Origin of the sequence: Bacillus sp. PAMC28571 (assembly GCF_014250435.1) — a bacterium.
Lineage (GTDB): Bacteria > Bacillota > Bacilli > Bacillales > Bacillaceae > Bacillus > Bacillus safensis.
This window is the reverse complement of the sequence record NZ_CP060191.1, coordinates 1,625,022-1,634,912: the sequence shown is the minus strand read 5'-3', so window position 1 is coordinate 1,634,912 and position 9,891 is coordinate 1,625,022. Positions and strand designations below refer to the sequence as shown.

Genomic DNA, 9,891 nt, shown 5'->3' with positions numbered 1-9,891 from the left:
GTTGAAAGTATGAAATAGTATGATTTTTGACAGAAATGGGGACATCATATATGAGTCAATCAGTTTTACAAGGCAAAGCCTATTCCGTTTTAAATTTATCCTCAGTGACAGAAGGAGGCACCATTAAAGAATCTTTTGATCGTAGTATGGATTTAGCAAAGAAGGCGGAGAAGTGGGGTTATCATAGATACTGGCTGGCAGAACACCATAACATGGAAGGGGTAGCGAGCTCTGCAACGTCTGTTTTAATTGGATATATTGCGGGAGGAACCGAAAAAATTCGAGTAGGATCTGGCGGGATTATGCTGCCAAACCACTCTTCACTTGTCATTGCCGAACAATTTGGCACACTTGAGACATTGTATCCAGGGAGAATTGATTTAGGTCTTGGCAGAGCACCAGGGACAGATCAGTTAACAGCAAGAGCGCTTAGACGTAATCTTCATAACGGAGAAGATTTCCCTGAGCAGCTTGAAGAACTTCGTCAATATTTCAAACCGACCGGACAGGTTAAAAAACATGTAAGAGCTGTTCCAGGAGAAGGCCTGGACATTCCAATTTGGCTCCTTGGTTCAAGCGGTTTTAGCGCTAGACTTGCAGGAGAACTTGGCTTGCCATTTGCCTTTGCAGCACATTTCTCACCTAAAAATACAATTCCCGCGTTAGAGTTGTACAGACAGTCATTTAGACCTTCTGATGTATTAAAAGAGCCTTATGCCATGGTCGGTGTGACGGTTTTTGCTGCAGATCAAACAGAACGGGCTGAATATTTGGCAACCTCTCATTATCAGCGGTTTTTAAGTCTCATTCGCAACACACCAGGAAAACTGAAGGCGCCTGTCGACAGCATGGACGGTCTTTGGAGTCCATATGAAAAGGCGATGGTGGATGAACAATTAAGCTCGACTATCATTGGGGATAAAGAAAAAGTGAAAACAGAATTAGAAGCCTTTATAGAAGCTACTCAAGCAGATGAAGTGATGATTAATTCGGATATGTTTGACCATCAAGAAAGAATGCGCTCGTATGAAATCATCGGAGAGATTTTTCAAGAGGCACAAGAAAAATAAACATAAAAAAAGAACTGCACAGAGCAGTTCTTTTTTATTTAAGCTTTTGTAAAAATGCGAAATGGTTGTCCAATTGGCAGAACAATACGGCCAAAATGTGCATTAAGAACAACAGCTGCAGAACCATAAAATGAAAGCAGAGAAATGATCAATTCTGCAATACCAGCCATGGTATGAGTCACATCATACATCACACCAAATGTACTAAGGGAAAGACCAATGAATAAGAAATCAATAAAGACGAAAATCAAAAATAACACTTTATGTGTTTCCATTGCACCAATCGTCATAAACAAGCTGAAAATCAAATAGCCAATAAACGCAAAGCCTAGCTGTTTTGGATCTGCTGCTCCCGCAAGCGTTTTCCCAAAGACGCCGGCTTGAATGAGCCAAGTTGTTCCAACGCCCATCCAGAAAAGACCGAATGCGCCAAAAGCAGTGGCTCCAAAAATATTATGATGCTTTGAATCTTGTATGGACGCGATCAGCTGCGCGATTCCTCCAAGGAAGATAGCCCAAGGTAAAATAAGAGAAGTGCCATCTGTGATTCCTAGTTTTTGTGAGGACGCAACGAGCGTCACCATTGCTAAACCAAACAAACCAAGTGGTGTTGGGTCTGCAATTGATAATCGAATTGCTTGAACATTCTGTTTTTCCATAATGACCTCCTACAATTTGCACTTACAAAAGATACTCGAATTCGATAGAAACGTCAAGCTCTTTTTTAGTAGACACTTGCATCGTCTTCCAAATAAATCTATATTTAATACATATCAAATGTGATAGAAAAAGAGGGATAACATGAGTAAAGGCTTATCTGGAAAAACGATTGCCATTTGTGGAACAAGAAAAACAGAAGAAATGCGTACACTTGTCGAAAAACAAGGAGGACAAGCCGTTATTCGCTCTCTTCAAGGAACCGTATTTTTAGCCAAAGAGGATTTAAAGCCAGGCATAGAAACCTTTGTGAGACAAGGGGCCGACTGGGTGATCTTGACAACAGGCATCGGTACAGATACATTGATTGAGAGTGCAGAAGAGCTGCAGCTTGGTAAAGAATTTATGAACATTCTATCAAACGCACATATTGCTTCAAGAGGGTACAAAACCTTTGCTGCGCTGAAAAAACGCGGAATTCAGCCAGAGGTCTCTGATGAAGACGGAACGGTTCGTGACTTGATTTCAAAGCTTGAAGACAAGGAGTTTCAAGGAAAACGCGTGATGGTGCAGCTTCATGGTGAAAATGCACCAGCTCTCATTCAGTTTTTACATGACAAGGGGGCAGATGTTTTGCCGCTTTTACCATATCAGCACACACCTCCTGAACCAGAGGCAGCTGAAACGCTGCTGCAAGAAATGAAAGATGGACAAGTTCATGCCGTCTGTTTTACAACCGCTGTCCAGGTCCACGCCTTTTTCAAATTAGCCGCAGAATGGGGCAGAAAAGAAGAATTGCAAGCATTATTCGAGCAGGACGTACTGGCAGTAGCTGTCGGGAAAGTCACGGCAGAAGCTTTAAAAGAAGAGGGAATAGACCGAATTCTTGCCCCGTCACTTGAGAGAATGGGAGCAATGATTATAGAATTATCCCAATATATGAAAAAACAATCAGCACACATATAAAAAGACGCCTTTCACTGATCTGGTGAAAGGCGTTTTTGTTAGATTGTCCGTTTTCGATTCGTCCGAATTTTTTTGAGTACAAAGTAGAGAACAATCAGGACGATGGCAATGACCATAATGGGGGTTGTATAAGCATGAGCAACACTTTGAATATGATCCCATTTCGTCCCAAGCTGCATGCCAAGATAGATAAATAAGATAGACCAAGGGATGGCAGCTAATCCTGTCAAGAAAACAAATTTCAAAAAAGGCATCTTGGCAATACCCGCTGGAATCGAGATGGCATGACGGACAACAGGGATAAAGCGGGCGGTAAAGACTACACCGGTTCCATACCGATCAAACCAGCGCTCTGCAGTCGCGATATGATGTTCATGGATGAATAAATACTTTCCATACTTTGTTAAAAAAGGTCGTCCGCCGTACAGACCGATCCAGTAAATAAAACACTGGGCGAGCGTACCACCGATGACGCCGGCAATCACAGCTCCTACAAAACCAATTGTGCCTGTTGATACCATATATCCGCCATAGGCAAGTACAATTTCACTCGGAATGATTTCAATCATCAGTCCAAGTGCAACACCCGCGTAACCTAGGCTTGTCAGCCAGGTCAAAATTTCATTAAACAAGGTTCCCATTCATTTCACTCTGCCTTTAAATACGAATTTTCTTCAAGCATCCTTATAAGAGCCTATGCTTGTTTTTCTTCTCTCATGAGTATGCTTTGCATATATGCTAGCATGGCTGGCCGCATATCATGACGCATTAATCCAAGTTCTGCCGCTGCCTTAAACGAGCCGAGCTTATCACCAACATCAAATCTCATCCCATCTAATTGTGTTGCATAAATGGGTGATTCATGTGCAATGATTTTCAGTGCATCTGTCAGCTGGATTTCGTTCCCGGTACCTCTCTCGATTCCTTGTAAAATAGGAAAAATCGATGGTGTTAACAGGTACCTGCCCATGACGGCTAAATCGGAAGGAGCTTCATGAATTGCTGGCTTTTCCACTAAGTCTGTGACTTCAAACACTTGACCGTCTATTCTAGCTGGTCTTATCATACCATACTTACTGACATCTAGACGATCCACTTGCTGGACGCCAATGACCTCTCTTTGTTTGTCTTCAAAGACTTCCATGAGCTGAGAGAGTGCAGGTCTTTCTGACACCATGACATCATCACCTAAAAGGACCGCAAAAGGATCATTGCCAGTAAAATGACGTGCACATAATACCGCATGTCCAAGACCTAAGGGCTCCTTTTGACGAATATAATGAATATTGGCCATATCCGCAATATGTTTGATTTCAGCCAGCTGTTCTTCTTTCCCTTTTTCAAGCAACGTGTGTTCTAGCTCAATCGAACGGTCAAAGTGATCTTCAATCGATTTTTTATTTCTTCCTGTGATAATTAGTATATCTTCAATGCCTGATTGAACAGCCTCCTCAACTATGTATTGAATGGCGGGTTTGTCGATAATAGGCAGCATTTCCTTTGGCTGTGCTTTCGTTGCGGGTAAAAAACGTGTGCCTAATCCGGCTGCTGGTATGACGGCTTTTTTAATGTTCATTGAATCATCGCTCCATTTCTGATGGTTTATTTTCTGATGGAAAAACCCATAGGCGGCTTCCAGTAAAAGTGATCATCATGCCAAGAAGGGTACCAATCGCTTTACTAATGAATAATGAGAAACCTGCTTGCTGTATGACATATAAGACAACATAGGTGAGGAGGCACGCTGCGCCGTTGACTGTGGCCCACTTGATCCATTCCCACTTGTCAGCTTTCTTTTTCACTTGGAACGTCCATTTTCGATTCCAAACATAACTGTTCAGCATTCCTGCGGTATAGGACAAGCACTGTGCAAGAAAAGAGGGAACAAAGCAAGCAGTTAAAAAAAAGAAGAACAGAAAGTCAATCATCGTATTGCTAGCGCCTACAGTTAAAAATGCGGCATAGGTCCGAATATTTTTCTTTGACATGCGAAGGATCATCACCTCCTAGTGTTTGAGTGGGTGTATGAATACTGTACAAAAGCGAGTTGACGAATCAGTGAAGAAAAGATGAAAAAAACATGAACAAGCGATATCTGTTTTTTCACCAGCTCGTGATATAATTTGCTAGATGAAACGAACGGGTGGTGCACAAACATGTATTTAACAATCGCAGAAACGGCTGAATACTTGGAAGTATCAGAAGCGTATATTGAAAAATTAATCCAGCAAAAAAAGATTCGTTACGTATTTGACGGGGAATCTTATCTCATTTATCAAGGGCAGTTTCAAACGCATTTAAAGCAGCTCGAGCAATATAAAGAGCTCGTCCAAGAGATCTTAAATGAACCGATTCCGGAAGACCCCGATGTAAAGGATGAAGATTAGAAGATCGTTATTTCTTCATTTGAAACAATATGGACGAATGCCGGTTATAGAAAGAATGATTTCTATTTCGCCTTAAGCTTGCTCCAATGAAAGAAGCAGAATAGCAGTAAAAGAAAGTGAAAACAATGGGGACAACTACTTTATGTGAAGCCTGTCAAAAAAGAAATGAACGTTGTAGAATCGTCTGATGAACCGAAACAGGCCATCAATGCAACGAAAGATTACTCAGCTATTCATTACGGCCTATTGAATGGTATAACCTAGCTGTTCTCCATTCTCCTAAACAATTTTTACTCCCGCGATGATTTTTATGGAGAGGACGGACAGGCTTTTCAATTAGAGGAGAATGTCGTCATCACCAAAAGCGAGAAAGTTCCAACATTAAAAGCCGTTAGGCATGATTTGGTGTCTATATTAGACTTTTCAATCACTAGATGGTTTCTTGAGGATGATGTCATCGATGTTTTGAAACAGCACGATCAGCAAAAATCTTGCATTCTATTCAAAGTAGGTTTCATGAAACGGAGCATGCCGAAGTGAATGTTAGAGATCACGGCTGATGTTCTAGATACATTTGCCGCTGAATGGGTCAGGGAACTTTTGGATTACGAGGACGAAGAATTCCTTTACCCACTTTCGTGGGCAGCAGCCAGCAGTTTGCCAGGAGATGAGGGATTACACCATATATTAGAAAAATTGAAATCGATCAGTGAAAAAGAATTGCCGTTAGAGGCTTTTATTTGCCTGCATCGTTTCCGTTCTCACAAAATTTTGGATTGGATGGAGTCAAATTGCACCCATTTTCACGATCAGTGGGAAAGGCTGGCAGCCGTCAGCTGCCCAACCTGGGAGAGAATGAAATCTTGGCTAAACAAAGGAAGACCTTTCTGCTTCATTGCACTAGATACAATGGCAAACTGTGCAAAAGGGAATAGACCGCCTCTTGTGGAAAAATTTTCACCTAAAATTCTTAGAACTGATAAAAATGAAGTAGAAAAGATTTCACATGATGTTCATCAAAAAGATCCGGTTCCACGAGTGAAAATGAAAGTGTCCAACATCTTGGAGAACAAGCAAGACATATTTGAATAAGCCTTTTTATTGGCTGACTCCGGTTTGAACAATCTTCATGTGGCATTTAACTTGTACATCTGCATCAGGATAAATGCTTTTCCACTTTTCTGGTGTTACTGCTTTGTCTTTTGATCTATACCTCAGGCCCAGCCCAAGCGGATCTATGTTTTGCTTTTTAAAGGATTGAACAAGGTCTTGTCCTTGCTGAGCGACACGTTTTTCTACTTCTTTTTCAACATGGTCCAATATAGATGGTTTATCAATTTTTTTGGACTTCATGAATTCTTTTAATTCGCCTTTCAGCTTGATATCAATCGTGATATGGGGTTTTTTAGTGAGGTTTTCAGTTGGTTTTATATGATAAGACACCCGTGATTTGATATTTTCAATCACAACATGAGTCTTCCACTTATCATGAAAACGAAATTCATAAATGCCGTTTTTATGGTTTTCAATCATGGCTTTAAACGTAAACGTTTCTTCCGCCGGAATATGCCCCACCATTTTTTCTTGATCAAAAAGAGCGACACCCGAGACCTTTATAGCACTGCTTGTTTTTTTGATGTAAGGGAGGTATGCATCGACCCCTTTTGCCAGCATCTGATTCATAAAAATATGCTGATTGGTGACAGGTTCATTGCCATTTCGCATATTTTGGGCCAACATGTCAGAGAGATATACACCTATATTTAAGTTCGTTTGATTCATTTTTGTGTATAATAACTCTTCAACTTCTCCGCCTACAATCGCAAACACTTGGCGTGAACCAATGATAGGATCACGATAAATATAATTCATTAAATCGATCATGCCGACTTCTTTTGCTAACTTTTCACTGACTAAAATAACGAGCACCTGGCCCATGACTACTGGAAAAGGTGATTCTTCTGACACGAGAAATTGAATATTACTAATGGTGTTTGACTTTCCGCTTAATATTTGATAACTTCCTTGCTCTTGACTTTTAAAGACAGGGAAGACAAAGAAGCCCTTCATTTCTCCATCTTCCAATAAATCAAATCCTGCCGCCTGAGAGATATTTAATTCATCTAAAAGGCGGGGCTCTGCACAGCTGGTTAACAAAAGACTACACAACATGAGGCCCGTAAGTATATAACGTTTCATGCTCGTTTTTTCCCCCTCCTTTTTTTCAGCATCAGTCCAATGACCATACAGATAATCAATCCATAGATCAGAATGAATCCGCTAAATTCCACCCATTGATTAAAGGTTTCAAAAGAAGTTGCACTGGCAAAAAACGAAAACATGATCAGAATGAGGATGCTGAGCCCGATGTACGTGACGCGCTGGCTCGTATGAAGCATTTTTTTTGCCATTCGGCTCGCTGCCCATAATGGAATCGTGATATTAGGAATGATCAGAAGCAGCCAAAGAGACACTTCAATAAATTCAAAGCGCTGGATAAACGGAAGCTTCACAATGCTCGTTAACGTTAGCGTCGGCCATTTTGTTAATTTGAGCTGAGCACTTGAGTAATACGCTATAGAGACGAGAAAAGTGAGCAAATTTAAGCATGTCGTAAATAATACCCCCATGTGAGCAAATTTTTGAGATGTCTGAGCTTGTTTAATAAAGGGATAATAGACAAGCAGCGTGCCAAAACCAAACATGGATAAGGATGCATCTTTGACTCCCACGAGCATTTGCGAAAATGTATGATCAAACATTGGGAACATGAAACGAATGTGACTATATTTCATGGCATAAAAACAGATAAACGTCATCCAATACGTCAATACAACACTAAAAAATGCCCATCCAGCAATGGTTCTAAAGCCGCCAGTATGAATGTAATACACAAGCAGAAGCAGTACAGACGCAAACAAAAGACCAGGAATTTCTTTAAACAGCCATACATGGATCACATCCATGTAATGGATAAGAACGGTCAGCGACAAAGAAGCAAAATATAAGATATAAAGAATGTTGAATAATTGCCCAATCCATTTGCCAAATACATATTGCGCGATTTCACCAAATTCATCCGAAGGTGCCTTTTTAAACATTAAGTATATGAGAAAGATCATCACATTGACGCTCATGCCAGAAATCAAAATAGCGATCCATCCATCATTATTGATAGAACGAACAAGGTTTGTTTGAAAGTTTAAAATGCTGACACCGACTTGATTGGCATTGATGAGAAAAAACACAAAATAAGGGGATACTTGAAATTTCTCTTTGACAGAAGAAGAGCTCATGCCTTCACTTCCTTATTCATAAAAATCATTTTTCCCCTTGCGGCCTTGCTTCGGCTTAGAGCGATGGATGGTTTCATTTTGCGGACGTAAATTTTCCGGCCTTTTGTTCAAAAAACGGAGCTGAGGACGAATCAAACTGCCCTTTAAATCAGCAAGGCGCATTGGAAAAATAGGCTCTAAATACGGCCGGCCAATTGAAGTTAATTTCATTAAATGGGTGAGCAGAAAAGATCCCATCACAGCAATACCTAATGCGCCCCAAACCTGTGCTGCAACTAAAAAAGGAAATCTCAGCAGCCGAATGGTACTGCCCATTTTGTATATGGGCGTGACAAATGAGGCGAGAGCAGACAGGGCAACAATAATGAGTAAAATATTGCTCGTTAAGCCTGCTGCTACAGCAGCCTGTCCAATGACAATCCCTCCAACAATCCCGAGCGTCTGACCGACTTTAGCTGGGAGCCTTGAACCTGCTTCTCTTAGTAATTCAATCGAAATCTCTAAAAATAGTGCCTCAATGATCGGAGGAAATGGCACAAGATAGCGCGAGGAGACAATGGTTTCTAATAAATCCTTTGGGATCAGCTCATAATGAAAGGTTAAAACGGCGACATATAAAGGTGTCGCAAAAATGGAAAATATCACAGCAAATATGCGTAACAGCCTAAAGCAAGAAGCCGCAATCCATGACATATTGTAGTCTTCCATCGTGGAAAAATACTCAAGTAAAATAGTTGGGGCAAGCAAGACATGAGGCGAACCATCCACTAATATGGCAATTTTCCCTTCTGATAAGCCTGAAGACACGCGGTCGGGTCTTTCTGTATTCAAAAACAACGGAAAGATCGTATTGGATACATCATAAAGCATTTGAGCGAGGTAATTCGCATCTAAAATCTGATCATAATCAACGTCCTCAATTCGTTGAAGAACCGTTTCGATGTTTTCCGGGTTGGCGATTTCTTCAATATATAACACGGCAACTTTTGTTTGAGAGAGCGTACCAACCGTCTTTTCCTCAACTTTCAGGTTAGGCGTCGGCAGCCGCCGTCTGACCAAATTTAAATTGGTATCTAAAACCTCCACAAATGCTTCCTGTGCACTGATAATCCCAAATTCAATTTCAGGCGGACCTATTTGTCTGCCTTTCTTTTCTTCAATCGGCAAGAGAAGCGTTTTGCCCCAGTCTGTCTCAAGTCTAATCGCAATGCTGCCCCGGTGAAGGGCTTCTTGCACTTTTTGAAGATCGCTCGTGATGACAGCCTTCTCAATGGGAATTCGTTCTTTCAGCTCTTCAAGAGTGGGTGACAGGTGCAGTTGTTTGAGGGAGGGGAGAATTTGTTCATGTAGAAGATGTCCATTAATCAATGAACGAAAAAAGGAAATCCTATACAGAAAGTCTCCATTTCGAGACAGCTCATTTGTAAAATCAGCAGAACGTGACAATGCTTCAAATACTGAATTCGGGTCCTTTTGTTGTTTGTTTTTCTTCAGCATTTGGACCAGCTCCTTCGG

The 9,891-nt window shown here is 41.0% G+C and carries 11 protein-coding genes; 4 read left to right on the top strand and 7 right to left on the bottom strand.

Annotation, left to right across the window (positions count from 1 at the left end; genetic code table 11):
* Positions 1 to 50 precede the first annotated feature (50 nt).
* The gene (locus H7F25_RS08070; RefSeq protein WP_024427753.1) at positions 51 to 1,070 is read left to right on the top strand and encodes an LLM class flavin-dependent oxidoreductase; all 1,020 of its coding nucleotides are present in this window, start codon (positions 51 to 53) and stop codon (positions 1,068 to 1,070) included.
* A 38-nt stretch (positions 1,071 to 1,108) separates the two neighbouring features.
* Here the strand turns inward: H7F25_RS08070 and H7F25_RS08065 are convergent, their stop codons facing one another.
* Positions 1,109 to 1,729 carry an acetate uptake transporter gene (locus H7F25_RS08065; RefSeq protein ID WP_171464299.1) on the bottom strand — a complete coding sequence of 207 codons (621 nt, stop codon included), beginning with the start codon at positions 1,727 to 1,729 and terminating at the stop codon, positions 1,109 to 1,111.
* A 142-nt stretch (positions 1,730 to 1,871) separates the two neighbouring features.
* Here H7F25_RS08065 and H7F25_RS08060 point away from each other — a divergent pair, with 142 nt between their 5' ends.
* Complete coding sequence (locus H7F25_RS08060; protein ID WP_025093161.1) at positions 1,872 to 2,693, top strand: uroporphyrinogen-III synthase; 822 nt, start codon at positions 1,872 to 1,874, stop codon at positions 2,691 to 2,693.
* A gap of 38 nt (positions 2,694 to 2,731) precedes the next feature.
* Here the strand turns inward: H7F25_RS08060 and H7F25_RS08055 are convergent, their stop codons facing one another.
* Genes H7F25_RS08055 through H7F25_RS08045 form a run of 3 tightly spaced genes read right to left on the bottom strand, consistent with a single transcriptional unit; the run spans position 2,732 to position 4,681 of the window.
* Positions 2,732 to 3,334 (bottom strand): undecaprenyl phosphate transporter UptA, encoded by a 603-nt coding sequence (locus H7F25_RS08055; RefSeq protein ID WP_024425701.1) that lies wholly within the window; start codon positions 3,332 to 3,334, stop codon positions 2,732 to 2,734.
* A 53-nt stretch (positions 3,335 to 3,387) separates the two neighbouring features.
* Positions 3,388 to 4,269, bottom strand: a complete 882-nt coding sequence (gene galU, locus H7F25_RS08050) for a UTP--glucose-1-phosphate uridylyltransferase GalU (protein ID WP_034624312.1) — start codon at positions 4,267 to 4,269, stop codon at positions 3,388 to 3,390.
* A gap of 4 nt (positions 4,270 to 4,273) precedes the next feature.
* Complete coding sequence (locus tag H7F25_RS08045; RefSeq protein ID WP_056766903.1) at positions 4,274 to 4,681, bottom strand: GtrA family protein; 408 nt, start codon at positions 4,679 to 4,681, stop codon at positions 4,274 to 4,276.
* A gap of 168 nt (positions 4,682 to 4,849) precedes the next feature.
* Between H7F25_RS08045 and H7F25_RS08040 the strand changes: the two genes are divergently transcribed.
* Together H7F25_RS08040 and H7F25_RS19315 are read left to right on the top strand one after the other, a co-directional pair.
* A complete protein-coding gene (locus tag H7F25_RS08040; protein ID WP_039179160.1) occupies positions 4,850 to 5,080 on the top strand; it encodes an excisionase family DNA-binding protein in 231 nt (76 codons plus the stop codon).
* A 540-nt stretch (positions 5,081 to 5,620) separates the two neighbouring features.
* Entirely contained in the window at positions 5,621 to 6,172 is a 552-nt protein-coding gene (locus tag H7F25_RS19315) for a hypothetical protein (protein ID WP_225315522.1), read from the top strand.
* 6 nt (positions 6,173 to 6,178) lie between these two features.
* Here H7F25_RS19315 and H7F25_RS08030 read toward each other — a convergent pair whose 3' ends face one another.
* The 3 genes from H7F25_RS08030 to H7F25_RS08020 are packed head-to-tail and all read right to left on the bottom strand — an operon-like array spanning position 6,179 to position 9,873.
* Positions 6,179 to 7,279, bottom strand: coding sequence for a Ger(x)C family spore germination protein (locus tag H7F25_RS08030; RefSeq protein ID WP_185854469.1), 1,101 nt, complete (start codon positions 7,277 to 7,279; stop codon positions 6,179 to 6,181).
* Positions 7,276 to 8,376: a GerAB/ArcD/ProY family transporter gene (locus H7F25_RS08025; RefSeq protein WP_185854468.1), complete on the bottom strand. Its 1,101-nt coding sequence runs from the start codon at positions 8,374 to 8,376 to the stop codon at positions 7,276 to 7,278. The genes H7F25_RS08030 and H7F25_RS08025 overlap by 4 nt, the downstream gene beginning before the upstream one ends.
* 12 nt (positions 8,377 to 8,388) lie before the next feature.
* Positions 8,389 to 9,873: a spore germination protein gene (locus tag H7F25_RS08020; protein WP_103132769.1), complete on the bottom strand. Its 1,485-nt coding sequence runs from the start codon at positions 9,871 to 9,873 to the stop codon at positions 8,389 to 8,391.
* Between the last annotated feature and the right edge of the window lie 18 nt (positions 9,874 to 9,891).